This is a genomic window from Pseudoalteromonas sp. NH0006-46 (assembly GCF_057547735.1).
In genome coordinates this window covers 1-15,804 of the sequence record NZ_BAAJML010000011.1, presented here as the reverse complement: position 1 = coordinate 15,804, position 15,804 = coordinate 1, and the positions used below count along the sequence as shown (strand labels likewise).

Here is a 15,804-nt window from a genome sequence, read left to right as displayed (position 1 = left end):
AATCGTGGCGCGAGGTTTGTAACCTAGTGGACTAAGTAAAAGCCGAGCAACAAAAAGTAAGTAGCCCCTAGGAAGAACCCATCGGGCAGCGCCTGTTTGGTATTAATGCTACGTTATCGCCAATTTATGGGGAATAACCACACTGCATCGGCTCTGCCTTGCCTAAATACCAAACAGGCTGCTGCAAATTTAACATTGAAAGAACAACAGACCTAAGGAAGCTCCATGGCAGGCACTAACCTTTTAACATTATTAGATGACATAACGGCTTTACTCGATGACATTGCAACCATGAGTAAAATAGCGACAAAAAAAACAGCAGGTGTTTTAGGAGACGATTTAGCGCTGAATGCACAGCAAGTAACGGGTGTGTCAGCCGACAGAGAGCTGCCCGTTGTATGGGCGGTAGCAAAAGGATCATTTTTAAATAAAGCAATCCTTGTTCCTGCGGCGTTGATGATCAGTGTTTGGCTTCCATGGCTCATTACACCACTTTTAATTTTAGGTGGGTTGTTTTTATGTTTTGAAGGAGCTGAAAAAATATTTGCGCGATTTTTACCTCATCATGATGAGATTGCAGATGGCGAAAAAACACTTGATTTAGTTGAATATGAAAAACAAAAAATAAAAGGTGCGATACGGACAGACTTTATTCTATCGGCCGAAATTATTGTTATTACGCTTGGTACTGTCGCGGGCCAAGCATTACTCAATCAATCCTTAGTTCTTTGTGTAATAGCGATTGTTATGACTATTGGTGTTTATGGACTTGTAGCTGCAATTGTAAAACTTGACGATGCAGGCTTGTATTTGGTAAATCAATCTAAAGTGTCTGGCAGTGCGGTTAAAGAGTTTCTGGGTAAAAGCTTGCTTGCGGCGGCACCACGACTTATGCAGTTTTTAGCTTTTGCAGGTACTGTGGCCATGTTTTTGGTGGGAGGCGGTATTTTATCTCATGGTATTGAGTTATTACATCATGCACAACTTAATGTGATTAGTTATGCGCAGTCAATACTAGGCAATATAGGTGAGCTATTAGCCCCGCTAGTCTTTGATGGAGTGCTAGGGGTTGTTGCAGGGCTAGTTATTGTGCTTTGCAATGTGGTTTATACAAGGTTATTTAAAACAAATAAGTAGAGCCGTGCTTTCTGCTCTACATAATTGATTCACATGTTATAAATTTACACAACTGCTCAAGTTCGTAGGTTGCTTTACTATTACCTTGAGCAATTGCTTTTTTATACCAGTAAATAGCTTGTTGTGTGTTTTTGTCTGCACCTTGGCCGTCTCGGTACATTTGTGCAAGGTTAAGCTGCCCCCATTGAGAGCCTGACTCTGCAGCAAGTTTAAAGCTTTCTAAGGCTTCTTCAAATTGCCCATCTTTAAAGTACATAATGCCTTGCTGGTTGTTTTTATCTAGCTTTAAACCTTTGTATAAAGGCTTAGGTTTAGGCGGAAACATCACAAACCCACCATACAAGCTATTAGCGTGTGGGCGCAGCACATCGTAAATCACGTCATTATTATATAAGCGCTTTACCTCATCACGGGGTAAGGTAATTGTGCTTGTTGAAAAATAATCGCGTTGTACTAATAAACTGGTGCGCATTGCCGTGGTTATGCCTCGGTTGCGTTTATAGCTGTAATTGCTTACTTGAAAAGTAATAAATTGCTCGTCAAAGCTGAGTACTTGGGCCACTTTTAAATTTGTTAGCGTCCATGGTTCGTGAGTAAATTTATCAGCGTGAACTAAATATGTATCAAATGCCTGTGGGTTACTTAAGTAGTTGTATTTGAGTGCTTGGTTGTCGGTGTATTGTTGGAAAAAATACACTATTACCCACAATAATAAAATTAAGCCAATCCCGTATTTTGGCAGGCTTAGTTTTTCAATTAAGGGGAGTTTTTTTATATTAATGGCTTCGTTATGGCCACATTGGTAGCATTCGCGCTTGTAATTTAGCTTTAATGGTACGATAGGAATAATCGTAAAACGTAAGTAGCGGCTATGGTTTACTAAGTGATAGCTATCGCTTTGGCAGCTTGGGCAGGACTGCGTTTGTGAAAAATGAGGAAAAGACTGACCGGTGTTGAAAAGCAGCATGCAATAATGCCCCGAGTTTTAATTTCTATTAAAGTAAAACAAGGGGCATATTTTTTAAAGCAACAAACTGTAAGTAAGTATGTCTGTTACTCTTTTGTTGTTATTTTTGGTTTAATTGTTGTTTTTGCGTCTGCTACCATAAGCGCAAATACCGCATAGGTTGCTGTATTTTGACGAAGCTTTGCTGGCGTTACTTTATCAAGCGTGTCGTCAGCGGTGTGGTGATAATCAAAGTAGTCTGTACCATCTTGGGCCAGCTCAAAAATAGGTGCCGACACCGCATTTTTAAATGGAATGAGATCAGGTCCGCCGTTAGCTTGGTTTTTACCAATGTACTCAACATTTAAAGGGGCAAGCTCTTTTGCGATAGCACGTACTACAGGCAGTGACGCTGCATCTACATTTGATTCAAAACCGTAAACTACATCAGCGCCAAAATCAGACTCTGCAGCAGCGACAATATTGTGTAAAACGTTTTTATGTTTCGCAAAGTACGCTTTTGCACCCCATAAACCAAGCTCTTCAGCGGCAAAAAGGACAACGCGAATACTGCGTTTAGGGCGTTTTACATCGCTAATATGTTTAGCAGCCGCCATAGTCAATGCAACGCCGGCACCGTCATCAAGTGCGCCTGTGCCTAAATCCCATGAGTCTAAATGCCCGCCAATTAATACGTATTGCTCTGGGTTTTCGGTACCGTTAAATTGGCCTATAACATTGTAACTAGTGCCTTCGCCAAGGTTTTCGGTTTGTACATTTATATTGACCGATACATCTTTGCCTAAAGCGACTAAGCGAGCAATTTGATCGGCATCGGGGTTAGCAATGGTTACGTTAGGTATTTTTTTAACGCCTTCTTTATAATAGCTTCCGCCGGTGTGGGCAAAACGGTGATGACCTGTACTTACTGACCGCATCATGTAGGCAACAGCCCCTTTTTTAGATGCTTCAATTGCTCCGGTGGCACGTGCTTTTACAGCGGGTCCATAACCATTGCCGTCTATATCGCGATTCATTCTGTAGTTAATGTAAGCAATTTTGCCTTTTAAACTATTAGCCGGTGCTGCTTTTAGTTCATCAAGTGTTTCGAATAATTTAATCGGTGCGCTGATACCTTCTTTAGGTGTGCTTATGCTATTACCTAGTGCGGTTAAATGAAGGGGTTGTTCGCTAGGTGTTAATATTTTTCCACTTTCGCTGTAGCGGCGCCATTCTGGAAAGGTCGCTTCTTCAAGCCATACTTTATCAAAGCCCAGTTCTTTAAATTTAGCTTGCGCCCAAGCAACGGCTTTTTTATCGTTTTCGGTGCCAGGTAAACGCGGGCCAACTTCGGTTGTTAGTGACTCTAATAGCTCATAGCTTAAGTGGCTATTAAGGGCTGTGGTACGCACTTTATCTACTTGTTGTAATTGATTGCTTGTAAATTCGTTGCTGCTGGCAGTAGCTGCCATACTACTGGTAAGGAGTAGTGCGGTGATGAGATTTTTCATGGTAATTAGCCTTATTTATGATTGCGGCTATTAAAACATGTAATAAAGACGTAAAAAAATAGATGAGATGAATGAGCTGCTTTAAGTGATCAAAAAAGCCCGCGTATTTTAAGCGCGGGCTGGTAATTAAAGCGCTTAATTAAAAGCTAAACTGTGCAGCTAGTCTTACGTTAGTGCCTTCACCTATTGTTACGTTATTTGTTCCACCACCGGCTAGGTATTCTTCGTCAAATAAGTTTTCTATGTTTAGGCGTAAGTTAACATCGGTTTTGCTTACTTTAAGTTTGTAAGTTGCACCTACATCTACGCGTGTGTAGGCATCTTTAATAATCGTGTTGTCACTATCTGCAAAACGCTCACCTTCGTAAAATGCACCGGCATTAAATGCAATCGCGTCGTTAAATTCGTAACGAGTCCAAAGTGATGCAGACCATTTAGGGGCATCGGTAGGGCGCTTACCTTCTAACTCTTCGTCACGTTCGTAATTTGCATCTAGGTACATAGTCGATGCCATTATAAATAAACGGTCGGTTGCCGCACCTTGTGCTGTTAGTTCAATCCCTTTATGGCGTTGTTCACCAATTTGGTTTGTTTCAGAAGTTAGATCACCCACTGGTACTTCAAGCGTTTCTGTAACTAGTGTGCCATTTTTACTTATATCGAAAAGCGCACCACTTAGCATTAAGCGATCATCAAATAACTGCCACTTAATACCAATTTCTTTTTGCTCAGAGGTAACGGCATCTAGCTTCATCCCATTATTTATATCGTCTTCGTTTACAAGAGTATCACTGCCTTGAGGTTCAAAACCTTCAGAGTAACTCGCGTATACCGTCGCTGATGCATTAGGATGATAAAGCACACCTATCTTTGGCACAAACGATTCATTATTGGCATCTTCACGTGTTTGTTTATCGTAGCGGCCACCAAGCGATAGCTGCCACTGTGGCGAAAACGTGATTAAGTCTTGAACATAAATACCGTAGTAGTCGTATTCTGTTTCGCTGATAGTATCATCTGTTTTATAGCTGACAGTTGGGCGACTTGGCTCTGTTTGACCAGATATAAAATTAAATGAATCAGCTGAGGTGCGACGCTGTCCATAATAATAATCAAGCGAGTTAGCACCAATGAGTAATTGATGATGAACGCCTGCTGTTTCAAATTCACCGATAAAGTCGATAAATGCGGTTTTAAATTGCCAGTCGTCAAATCGGTCGTAAGGGCGAGACTCATAGCTGTCGCCTTCAACAAAATTACTCGGCTTACGTGGAGCTGACTCAAAACGTTGGCGTTCAAATGTTTGTTCGTTATAACCCAGCTTTACTTGCCAGTTATCGTTTAAAAATACTTGAAAATCAATGCCCGCATTTTCTACCGTTATGTCGGTAAACGCCCAAGACATATCGCGAATAGTTTTATCGTCGCCAATAACGTTGGCGTTGTCGTCTATCCATGCACCTGTGTCTAAACCTGCTTCGTCGTCTGTGCGGTCATAATGAACTCGAACAAGAGCATTGTCGCTAATATCGTAATCAACAATCAACGCACCTAAAAAGCGGTCACGCTCGCGGTTTTCACCGTTTTGGTATTCGCGCCAGTAATCAACATCTTGCTTAACTAAAATACCGCGTGCACGTAAATCTTCTGCATCCGTTAAAGCGCCTGCAGCATCTATCATAAAGCGTGTTGAACCATGCTGATCTACATCGGCACTGGCATTAAATAATGTTTGTGCTGTCGGCTTTTTAGTGACCATATTAATTAGGCCACCAGGACCTGATTGACCATATAAAATGCTTGATGGGCCTTTAATAACCTCTACTTGTTGTAAAATTTCAATGGGTTGTTGATAGTGCGACCAATGCTGATGCCCGTCGCGTAAATAACCGGTTGATGAGCTGAGTTCGAATCCACGTAAGTTAAATACTTCACGGTTACGTTGTTTTGAACCGGCCGTTAAGCTTGCATCGTTTGAAAGTACTTCACCTAATGTTGTTGCAAGTTGTTCGTTGATAATAATGTCGCTAATTACAGTCACTGATTGAGCTGTATCGAGTAATGAAGTTGACGTTCTCATTGCACCATTTGCGTTATCTACTTTGTAGTCATTAAAGTAACTTCCTTTGACTTCAATATGTTCAAGGTCGGTAGAGTTTGCATATGTGTTTGTTGTTATTGTTGCTAATAGTGCGATGTAAAGTGAACTCAGTTTCATTTGATGCTTCCAGCTCAATATTTAAATAAAAAGTGAAGCGCAATCTTAATGAAAATAAATATCATTTGCAATGTGTTTTTATTAACAATATTTTATAATGTGTTTGCTAATGGTTGCCAATAACGAATTCTGCTATTATTAGCGGCATATTTAGTGGGACTTTATCCTGCGTTATTTTTACTGCTATGGAATTTACTGTGACTTCAACTGCTTTTTCATCTTTGGCTTTACCAGCTGGACTTGTTGATAATTTATCGACGCTTGGCTACGCCCACATGACACCTGTACAGGCGCAAAGTTTGCCACCTGTACTTGAAGGTAAAGACATCATTGCTCAGGCAAAAACCGGCTCAGGTAAAACGGCTGCGTTTAGTTTAGGTGTGCTTGCTAAATTAAACGTAAAACGTTTTAGAATTCAATCGCTAGTTTTATGTCCAACACGTGAACTTGCTGAACAAGTGGCTGTTGAAATGCGTAAGCTTGCGCGTGGTATCCATAATATTAAAATATTAACGCTATGTGGTGGTGTATCAATTGGCCCGCAAATTGGGTCGCTTGAACACGGTGCACATATCATTGTTGGTACACCAGGGCGCGTAGATGACCATATTCGCAAAGGGACTTTACGGTTAGATGATGTAGAAACATTAGTATTAGACGAAGCCGATCAAATGCTTGATATGGGCTTTCAAGATACCCTTGATGCGATTATTGAATGCATCCCACAAAACCGCCAAACGCTTTTATTTAGTGCTACTTTTCCACGCGCAATCGAAGCGATAGCAAAGCGTGTACTTAGTAACCCAGAGATGATTAAAGTAGAAGAAGAGCAAGAAAAAAGCACAATAAAACAGTACTTCTACAAAATGGATAACAATAAACAGCGCTATCCAACACTTAAATTACTATTACTTAAATTTACACCACAAAGCTGTGTTGTGTTTTGTAATACCAAGGTAGAAACGCAGCAAGTGTGCGACGATTTAGCCGATGAAGGTTTCAGCGCTGTGGCATTGCATGGTGATTTAGAACAACGTGACCGAGAGCGCACTCTGATTCATTTTGCTAATAAAAGTGCGTCTATTTTAGTTGCGACAGACGTTGCAGCACGTGGTTTAGATATTGACGATATGGATATGGTAATCAACTACCACTTAGCACATGACCCGCAAACACACGTTCACCGTGTCGGGCGAACAGGCCGCGCGGGTAAAAAAGGGATTGCTTGCTCAATTTATGGTGATGCGGAGCAATTTAAAGTAGCGCAAATTGGTGATCACTATGAGCGCGACTTTGAACCAGAGCCAATGCCTTCATATAATTTGTTGGACAAACCACCGTACAAACCAGAAATGGTCACTCTGATGATAGATTCAGGTAAAAAGCAAAAAGTGCGTGCTGGTGATATTTTAGGTGCGTTAACGGGTAAAGACGGTATTGCTGGGCGTCAAGTGGGTAAAATCAATGTACTTGATAATGTCGCATTTGTGGCTGTTGAACGTAATGCGTCTAAACCGGCACTTCGTAAATTAACCGAAGGTAATATAAAAGGGCGCAAAATTCGTGCTCGTCGCCTAACGCGTTAATCAAGTTATGAGCGAGCAGCCGGTTTAAGCTGCTCGTACTCTACTTTTATTTGCTTAAATGCATTCTCGCAGCCAGTAGGTTTGTCTGGGTGGTTCGCCAGTGCAAGCTGTCGCCAACGTTTTTGTAATTCTTTAAGTGAAAAATCATTTGTTAGCTGCCACTTTGCCAAAAGTGTGTCAAAGTGATCTTCTGTTAAAGCTGGCGTGCTATTTACCCTCTTAAACTTTTGCCAAAAACTTATGAGTAGCTCATTAATCTGCTCTTCGCTTGCTTCGTAATTCTCCCAGTCTAAATAATAATCTTTTAAATTTGATTTAAGCGTTGCTGGGTTTTCTATATCCGTTTCAATGAGCTCTATATGAAGTGTTGATATTAAGAGACTTTTAGGGTGAAGTTGTTCCTGTAGTTGATACAATGCATTCATAATTAAAAAATTACGCTTAAATAAATCACGTTCAGGGTTTTTATCAAGTGGCTTAATTACGCCGCAATTAATAAGCTCAGCTGCTAGGATATGAACTTGCCACACTTTTTGGGTTAATATTAAGTCAAATATTCGGTCAATCAGTGGGTTAAGCATTGTTTAGGTCCTAGTATTTAGTGTATCTTCAGTACAGATTACATTGTTACACGTAACAATTTGAAGGATTAAAATTATGCATGGCAAGCTCAAGTGCCTCTTATTCATTGTATGCAGTTTGTTCTATTTGCCAAGTTATGCTCAACAGTCAGAGCCAACATTAGAAGAGTTTAAGCAAAAACAGCAATGGGATGCAAAGCTTGAGTTAGGTAACGCCTTACTTAATAACCAACGCATTACAGCCCAAAATCGCACTGTCATATATGCAGGCCTTGCCGATACTGCGCTGTCGAGCGGTCAGTTTAGCGATGCCTTTAATTACTTTAAATTATTAGAGCAAGAAACTTCTGGATCACTTCTTCCTAGCGAGCACTTTCGTGCAATTAAAATGCAAGGTGTTGCACTTTTTTATCAGGGCTTGTTTAAACAAGCAATAACTCAATACACCCGTGCACTTGATATAGCAAAAATTAATAACCAACCATTAGAGCAAGCAAACTTATTGAATAATATTGGTTTAGTTTATTTTAATATGCATAAATTAGTAGCAACGCTTGATTACTACCTAAAAGCAAAAGAGATTTACGAAAAGGTGGGTAGTGAACAGGATAAAGGCGATATTTTGCTTAACATAGCCGGCGTGTATATACGCTTATCTCGTTATGAAAATGCCATGAGTATTTATCAAGACGTGTTAAAAATTTTTCGCAAGTTAGATGATAATTTGGGTATTGCTTTGGTGCATAACAATATGGGGGTGGTTTATTTTGAAAGCAACCAGCTAGATTTAGCGATGCATTACTACCAATTAGCAACCCGTTATTACCTATCCGTCAACAATGTGAATAAGTTAGCGACTCAGTACACTAACCTTGCAAACGTCAATATTATTCTTAATAAAGTGGAATTAGCGTATGAGCAAGCGCAATTAGCGATAGAGTATTCACTTAAAATTGATAACAAAAACTTAGAACTCACTGCACTGCAAACTCTCGCAAAAGTTCAGCTTGTTAGAGGGATGTTAGATGAGGCAAAAACGAATATTGAACGTGTTTTTGAATTACTTAAAGAGCATAGTAATGATCGTATTATGCGAGATGGGCTTGGCACCCACGCTTTGATTGAAGCAAGCAGGGGGAACTACGAAAATGCAATGCAGTTGCATGAAAAGTACAATAACGAACTACGCAAATTAAGAAGTGACTCTATTGTTAAAGCCTTAGCCGTGCTAGAAAAACAATTTAAAGCCACACAATTGAATCAAGAAATTAAAGAGCTGAAACAAGACCGTAAATTACAAGAGTTAAAAATGAAGCAGCGTTCGCAGTTAACGGTGTTTATTTTTGTACTGTTATTTTTAGTCATAGTGACAGGGGTTGCTTTATATCGACGCGGCGCAGAAAAACGGGCAAAACAATATTTAGCTGAACAGGTGGCGCAACGCACAGCAGAGCTTCAAGGTGTTGCCCAAGAGTTGAGAACAGCTAATGATGTTAAAAGTCAATTTTTGGCTAATGTTAGCCATGAAATAAGAACACCATTAACGGCGATTCTCGGACAAACAGACGACTTAATGAATGGTTTATACGAGCCTGAACAGCTAAAAGATGAGTTAGCTATTATTCAGCGGCACAGTAATCATCTAAAAAGCTTGATAAACGATGTACTCGATTTAAGTAAAATAGAGGCGAATAGATTAGAGCTTAATGTTTCGTGTTTCGACATGGTGCAACTGGTAAATGATGTGCACGCTATGTTCAGTCCTCAGGCAAAAGCAAAAAACCTTCGGCTTGTGCTTGAAAATAAGGTGGGCGATGAGTTTTACACCCGCCTTGATTTAATGCGAGTAAAACAAATTCTTATCAATTTGTGTGCTAATGCAATCAAGTTCACTCAATCAGGACAGGTGGTAATTGTATTAAATAAATCAGAGCAAGGCATTGTTTTTATTGTTAAAGATACCGGTATAGGTATGAACTCCTCACAATTAAAACTCATTTTTGAATACTTTAGCCAAGCAGATAACAGCATTAGTCGGCGGTTTGGTGGTACAGGTTTAGGGCTTAGTTTATCGCAGCAGCTCGCTTCTATGATGGGCGGATATATAAGCGTACAAAGTGAATATAAAAAAGGAAGTCAATTCTCGTTCTTTTTACCTTGTGCGCAAGTATCCAGTGAACACAGTGATATTGGGCAAATAGAGCAAAATAAAAAGCAGCTAAGCGGTACTGTGCTTCTTGCAGAGGATCACGCAGATAACCGCAGATTCATTAGCCGTTATTTGCGCTCTTTAGGGCTTGATGTAATTGCAGTCGAAAACGGCGAGCAAGCTGTAGAGCAATGCTTACAAATATACCCAGACCTTGTACTTCTTGATATTCAAATGCCAATAATGGATGGGCGAGCTGCCTTTGAGTTATTGAAAAAATGTGGTTTTCAACGGCCAATATTTGCGCTCACTGCAAACGCAATGAGTCACGAAATAGACGACTACCTTACATTAGGGTTTACTGGTTACCTTGCAAAGCCATTGGATAAAGACTTATTTTATAAAACCTTGTCAGAAAATTTAGAGCAAGTGCATTCAGACGGACCTAATGTACCAAGTGACATAGATATCAGTGACTTAGTAATAAGCTTTAAACAAAGTTTCAGCTTAGAAAGCGACAACATTACACAGCATTTTTTAAGTGAAGACTTTGACGCTTTGCAAAAAGATAGCCACCGAATATTAGGTGCGGCACACATGTTTGCCTTAGAGGAAATAGCTTCAGCTGCGAAAAATTTAGACAGCGCCTTATTGCAAAAAGGCGAAAAAGATATGAAATATATTAATCAGCTTGTGTCAGAGCTCCAGGCTGTATTACACAAATATAATGAAACGTAAGTACACATTATAACAAATATAAAAAAAGCGCCCAGGGCGCTTTTTTTGTATTACTTAAATGCGTTTATTGGCGTTTCATCGAATCAAAAAACTCATCATTGGTTTTACTCATTGATAGTTTATCGATTAAAAATTCCATGGCGTCAATTTCTGACATTTCATGAACAATTTTACGTAAAATCCATAGCTTTTGCAGCTCATCTGGCTTAGTAAGTAGTTCTTCACGGCGAGTACCAGAGCGGTTAAAGTCGATAGCTGGGAATACACGTCTTTCCGCAATTTTACGGTTAAGGTGTAATTCCATGTTACCAGTACCTTTAAACTCTTCGTAGATTACTTCATCCATTTTTGAGCCAGTATCGATAAGCGCAGTGGCTATAATTGTTAAGCTACCACCCTCTTCAACATTACGTGCGGCACCAAAGAAACGCTTAGGTTTGTGAAGTGCATTAGCATCAACACCACCGGTAAGTACTTTACCTGATGATGGAATAACCGTGTTATATGCACGTGCTAGACGTGTGATTGAATCAAGTAAAATAACAACGTCTTTTTTGTGCTCAACTAAACGCTTTGCTTTTTCGATAACCATTTCCGCAACTTGTACGTGACGAGACGCAGGTTCGTCAAACGTTGATGCAATAACTTCGCCTTTAACAAGACGTTGCATTTCAGTTACTTCTTCTGGGCGTTCATCAATAAGTAAAACCATTAATGTAACGTCAGGATGGTTATGTGTGATTGATTGCGCAATATTTTGTAGCAACATTGTTTTACCCGCTTTTGGCGGTGCTACTAATAAACCACGTTGGCCGCGGCCAATTGGTGATGCTAAATCAAGTACACGAGCAGTAATGTCTTCTTTACTACCGTTACCACGTTCCATGCGGAAACGTTCGTTTGCATGTAATGGGGTTAAGTTTTCAAAAAGAATTTTAGTACGAGAATTTTCAGGTTTATCAAAGTTAACTTCGTTTACTTTAAGTAATGCAAAGTAACGTTCGCCGTCTTTTGGTGGACGAATAAGGCCTGAAATTGAGTCGCCAGTACGCATACTGAAACGGCGAATTTGGCTCGGTGATACATAAATGTCATCTGGGCCAGCTAAGTAAGAAGCTTCTGATGATCTTAAAAAGCCAAAACCATCTTGCAAAATCTCAAGTACACCGCCGCCGAAGATATTTTCTCCGCCTTTGGCATGGGATTTTAATATGGTAAAAATGATATCTTGCTTTCTTAAGCGGGCTACGTTTTCGAGCCCCATGGACTCAGCTAAGTTTACAAGTTCTTTTATAGACTTGTCTTTTAATTCGCGTAAATGCATATTGGTGGGTTCTTTATTACAATTGTCATACTCAAAGTCGCTTTGATCGTTGAGTGAGGTTGGTTGAATATAACTAAGGATTAGTTGGCTTTATAAACTAGCAGTTCACTGGCATAGCGTCCAGTGTTTATACAAAATAAATTCAAAAAAAGGGCAAAAAGCCCTTTTTTTAGTTCTAGTCTATTAGATGTTGTTATCTAAAAACTCGATAAGTTGTGTTTTTGAAAGTGCACCAACTTTAGTTGCAGCAACTTGGCCATCTTTAAAAAGAAGCAAAGTAGGGATGCCACGAATACCAAATTTAGGCGGAGTGCCAGCATTTTGGTCAATATTAAGTTTAGCAACAGCAACACGACCGTCGTATTCATCAGCAACTTCGTTAAGGATAGGGGCGATCATTTTACAAGGTCCGCACCATTCAGCCCAGAAGTCTACTAGTACAGGCTTGTCTGATTGTAATACGTCAGCTTCAAAGCTATCGTCAGTAATTTGGATTATTTTCTCGCTCATTGCGCTCTCCGATTTAGTTAGGCGAAATATTTAGTGCGTATTTAAACACTCTTGTTTCTTATTGCAAGTTTAAACGTTATGCTTAAACGCTATGACTAAGACACATTTAACCGATAAAAAGTTTTCAGACTTTGCTATCGCACCGGAAGTGGTTGCCGGTCTAACCGAGAATGGGTTTGAATATTGCACACCTATTCAAGCAAAATGCCTACCTTTTATTTGTGACGGACGCGATATTGCGGGCCAAGCACAAACGGGTACAGGCAAAACGTTGGCATTTTTAACTGCCACGTGCCATCGGTTATTACAATCTAGCAAAGCACCTAGTAAACATCCAAGAGCCCTGATCATGGCCCCTACTCGGGAGCTTGCGATTCAGATACACAAAGATGCAAAAATTTTAGCGCCACACTGTAATCTTAACTTAGGTTTAGTATATGGTGGCGAAGATTACGAAAAACAACGTGCACAATTAGAAAAAGGCGTAGATATTTTAATTGGTACGACAGGTCGTTTAATCGATTTGTACAAGCAAGGCTGTTACACCCTCAATGAAATTGAGGTTGTCGTGCTTGACGAAGCCGATCGTATGTTCGATTTAGGCTTCATAAAAGATATACGTTATATGTTTGATCGTATGCCAGATACATCAAAGCGATTAAACTTATTATTTTCTGCGACTTTATCGTACCGCGTACAAGAGCTTGCTTTTGAACACATGACTAACCCAGAGCATGTTCAAATTGAGCCTGACGTAAAAACCGGTAAACGCATAAAAGAAGAGTTATTTCATCCTTCGCAAGAAGATAAAATTAAGCTTTTATTAACTTTGATCGAAGAAGAATGGCCAGATAAAGCCATTGTATTTGCAAACACTAAGCACAGTTGTGAAACCGTGTATGCGTGGTTAAAAGCTGACGGCCATCGTGTTGGTATGCTAACAGGTGATGTAAATCAGAAAAAACGTCAAAGCATCTTAGCGCAATTTAGCAAAGGCGAATTAGACTTTTTAGTTGCAACCGATGTTGCCGCGCGTGGTTTGCATATACCAGAAGTAAGTCATGTATTTAACTTTGACTTACCTGATGACTGTGAAGATTATGTTCACCGCATTGGTCGAACAGGTCGTGCGGGTGCATCAGGGCATGCAATAAGCTTTGCATGTGAACAATATGCTTATAACCTACATGAAATTGAAGAATATATAGAGCACAGCATTCCTTTATCTCATTATGATAAAGCCGCTTTGTTAGACGACCTAACTAAGCCTATTATTCAAAGAAAGCGCAACTATTCAAATGGTCCTCGTAATCGTAGTAATAACAACGGACGTCGCCCAAATAATAGTTACCAAAAAGGACGGTCGTAATAAACCGTTTGCATAAGTAGTAGTAACTAGAGGTTTTTGAACGGTGGGGCAACTTATACCGCAAAAAAATGTATACGCAGTTATTGATTTGGGATCAAATAGCTTTCATATGCTTATTGCCAAATCAGTGGCTGGCGGTTTACAAACGATTGGTCGCGTAAAACGCAAGGTTAGGCTAGCCGCCGGGCTTGATAAAGATAATGTATTAAGCACCGAGGCTATGCAGCGAGGCTGGGAATGCCTCGCGCTTTTTGCTGAGCGTTTACAAGATATTCCAAATCAAAATATTACCATAGTAGCTACAGCTACATTACGCTTGGCAACTAATGCTGAAGTGTTTAAAGCGCAAGCTGAAAAAATTCTTGGCCATAAAATCAACGTTATTAGTGGTGAACTAGAAGCGCGTACCATATACAAAGGTGTAGCGCACACTTCAGCTTGTACCGGCAAACAGCTCGTTATTGACATTGGTGGTGCAAGTACCGAAGTAGTGATTGGTAAAGAATTTGATGCCCTTTTATACAAGAGCCTCAACATGGGGTGTGTTACTTACCTTGAGCGTTATTTTAAAGATTGCTTATTAACACATAGTAATTTCAATACCGCTATAAAGGCCGGTCGAGCTGTTATCGATAATATAGCACCTGAATACAAAGCCGCAGGGTGGCAAATTGCATCAGGCGCATCAGGTACAGTGCAGGCTATTCAAGAAATAATGGTGGCACAAAACCTTGATGATCTTCTTACTTTAGAAAAACTAAATTCAATAAAAGAGCAATCAATTGCATTTAAAACTATTGCTGCGTTAGACCTACCAGGTTTAAGCGAAGACCGTCGATTGGTCTTTGTATCGGGTCTTGCTATTTTGATTGCTTTGTTTGAATCATTAAATATTGAAAAAATGGGGCTTGCAGGCGGTGCACTTCGTGAAGGTGTTTTATATAGCATGGTGCCAGAGTTTCATAATAGCGATATAAGAAAGCGAACAGTTGATGGGTTTATGAGTCGCTACCATGTTGACCAAAAACAAGCATCACGAGTTTCTAGTTTAGCTATTGAGCTCGCACAAAGCATTAATGAAGATTGGCCAATTAATCACTTAAATGGCTTACCCCTGTTAAAAGCCGTTGCGCAGTTACATGAAATCGGCTTACTAATAGAGTATAAGCAGTATCATAAGCATACAGCGTATATTCTAGAAAATACCGACATGCCTGGTTTTTCGCAATCAGAGCACAGGTTAATTGTGGCAGTAGCCGATGCGCATCGCTCTGATATACCAAAAGACAGCTTTAGTACGTTAGGTGCAAACAACCTTCTTGCGCAGTACATCGTAAGATTACTGCGGGTATCTGTTATTTTGTCAATGAGACGACAAGATGATGTCCTGCCAAACTTTGAATTAACTGCTAAAAATGAAGTTTTAACACTAACATTCGAAAATAACTGGTTAAAAGAACATCCATTAATGGCTAGTGAGCTACAGCAAGAGTCTAAACAGCAAAGTAAACTTGGTTGGAAGCTAGTCGTTCATTAAGTAAAAAGGCCCTTGCGGGCCTTTTTAGTGTTTAAAGTAATCGTTTCGATTAAAATACGTGCGAACAGCATGTTTTTTCACGTTTTCTTCAAAAAAGGGTTGATCTGTTTTTGGATCTCCCTATAATACGACCCCACTGAGACGGCAGAGCAGGCAACGCTTAGCGAGGCAAGCAAACCACTTAGTGAGTCGAGTGAG

At 40.0% G+C, this 15,804-nt stretch carries 11 protein-coding genes; 5 read left to right on the top strand and 6 right to left on the bottom strand.

Going from position 1 to position 15,804, the window contains the following annotated elements:
• Positions 1-225: 225 nt before the first annotated feature.
• The gene (locus tag AC27I2_RS17165) at positions 226-1,137 is read left to right on the top strand and encodes a DUF808 domain-containing protein (protein ID WP_487204964.1); all 912 of its coding nucleotides are present in this window, start codon (positions 226-228) and stop codon (positions 1,135-1,137) included.
• A 16-nt stretch (positions 1,138-1,153) separates the two neighbouring features.
• On the opposite strand, the gene AC27I2_RS17160 is transcribed toward AC27I2_RS17165, so the two are convergent.
• From AC27I2_RS17160 to AC27I2_RS17150, 3 genes are all read right to left on the bottom strand, one after another.
• Entirely contained in the window at positions 1,154-2,104 is a 951-nt protein-coding gene (locus AC27I2_RS17160) for a tetratricopeptide repeat protein (protein WP_138528105.1), read from the bottom strand.
• 86 nt (positions 2,105-2,190) lie between these two features.
• Complete coding sequence (locus tag AC27I2_RS17155) at positions 2,191-3,594, bottom strand: M20/M25/M40 family metallo-hydrolase (RefSeq protein WP_487204963.1); 1,404 nt, start codon at positions 3,592-3,594, stop codon at positions 2,191-2,193.
• 139 nt (positions 3,595-3,733) lie between these two features.
• Positions 3,734-5,812 (bottom strand): TonB-dependent siderophore receptor, encoded by a 2,079-nt coding sequence (locus AC27I2_RS17150; RefSeq protein ID WP_487204962.1) that lies wholly within the window; start codon positions 5,810-5,812, stop codon positions 3,734-3,736.
• 197 nt (positions 5,813-6,009) lie between these two features.
• Here AC27I2_RS17150 and dbpA point away from each other — a divergent pair, with 197 nt between their 5' ends.
• Positions 6,010-7,398 (top strand): ATP-dependent RNA helicase DbpA, encoded by a 1,389-nt coding sequence (gene dbpA, locus AC27I2_RS17145; RefSeq protein WP_033019133.1) that lies wholly within the window; start codon positions 6,010-6,012, stop codon positions 7,396-7,398.
• A 5-nt stretch (positions 7,399-7,403) separates the two neighbouring features.
• On the opposite strand, the gene AC27I2_RS17140 is transcribed toward dbpA, so the two are convergent.
• Positions 7,404-7,979 (bottom strand): DNA-J related domain-containing protein, encoded by a 576-nt coding sequence (locus AC27I2_RS17140; protein ID WP_219422845.1) that lies wholly within the window; start codon positions 7,977-7,979, stop codon positions 7,404-7,406.
• A gap of 76 nt (positions 7,980-8,055) precedes the next feature.
• On the opposite strand from AC27I2_RS17140, the gene AC27I2_RS17135 reads away from it, so the two are divergent.
• Positions 8,056-10,866, top strand: a complete 2,811-nt coding sequence (locus tag AC27I2_RS17135; protein ID WP_487204961.1) for an ATP-binding protein — start codon at positions 8,056-8,058, stop codon at positions 10,864-10,866.
• 64 nt (positions 10,867-10,930) lie between these two features.
• On the opposite strand, the gene rho is transcribed toward AC27I2_RS17135, so the two are convergent.
• Entirely contained in the window at positions 10,931-12,190 is a 1,260-nt protein-coding gene (rho, locus tag AC27I2_RS17130; protein ID WP_006792445.1) for a transcription termination factor Rho, read from the bottom strand.
• Between the two features lie 183 nt (positions 12,191-12,373).
• Positions 12,374-12,700 (bottom strand): thioredoxin TrxA, encoded by a 327-nt coding sequence (gene trxA, locus AC27I2_RS17125; protein ID WP_006792444.1) that lies wholly within the window; start codon positions 12,698-12,700, stop codon positions 12,374-12,376.
• Between the two features lie 91 nt (positions 12,701-12,791).
• Between trxA and rhlB the strand changes: the two genes are divergently transcribed.
• Together rhlB and gppA are read left to right on the top strand one after the other, a co-directional pair.
• On the top strand, positions 12,792-14,069 hold the full coding sequence (gene rhlB, locus AC27I2_RS17120; RefSeq protein WP_006792443.1) for an ATP-dependent RNA helicase RhlB: 1,278 nt from the start codon (positions 12,792-12,794) through the stop codon (positions 14,067-14,069).
• 43 nt (positions 14,070-14,112) lie between these two features.
• Positions 14,113-15,606 carry a guanosine-5'-triphosphate,3'-diphosphate diphosphatase gene (gene gppA, locus AC27I2_RS17115; protein WP_487204960.1) on the top strand — a complete coding sequence of 498 codons (1,494 nt, stop codon included), beginning with the start codon at positions 14,113-14,115 and terminating at the stop codon, positions 15,604-15,606.
• The last annotated feature ends 198 nt before the right edge of the window (positions 15,607-15,804 follow it).